This is a genomic window from Filibacter tadaridae, from assembly GCF_900609045.1.
Taxonomy (GTDB): Bacteria; Bacillota; Bacilli; order Bacillales_A; family Planococcaceae; genus Sporosarcina; species Sporosarcina tadaridae.
Genome location: NZ_UXAV01000048.1, coordinates 1 through 460, shown reverse-complemented (window position 1 = coordinate 460; position 460 = coordinate 1). Strand labels below are relative to the sequence as shown.

The window sequence follows — 460 nt, the reverse complement described above, 5'->3', positions numbered from 1 at the left end:
GCTCATTTAAAATGCTATGTTATCTTAGTGAAAAATTAACTTTCTTTCCAAATAAGGAACCGCTGATGACATAAATTATTGTAATGATGATAGCACTAACAATTGGATAACCGATATATACTGCCAGACTCGTATGCTCGACTAAAGTAAATTCTCCCCATTCAAGCCATAAACGCCATCCCATTCCAAGGCTGCTCAAAATTATACAAATCGTAAAAACAAACCACATTCTGTCTTTAAATAAGCCTACAAATATGTTGGCTGCAATGAAATACATTAATAATGTCAACACCACAAAATATAAACTAAACCCTTTCAGTCCTGGAATCACAAACGTAAATGATACGCCCGAAATGAAAAGAATGTTTATAGTGGCGAATACCGCAAATAGACTTTTTGATTTTCCTATTCGATTATAGAACTCTTCTCCTAACAAGCGATTTCCTCCAATGTCTTCAGG

General features: G+C 34.6%; 1 protein-coding gene. It reads right to left on the bottom strand.

The annotated features are described in order from the left end of the window. Window positions 1-19: 19 nt before the first annotated feature. Window positions 20-460: ABC transporter permease (locus FILTAD_RS15000; protein ID WP_238988266.1), on the bottom strand; the 441-nt coding region annotated here is incomplete at its 5' end.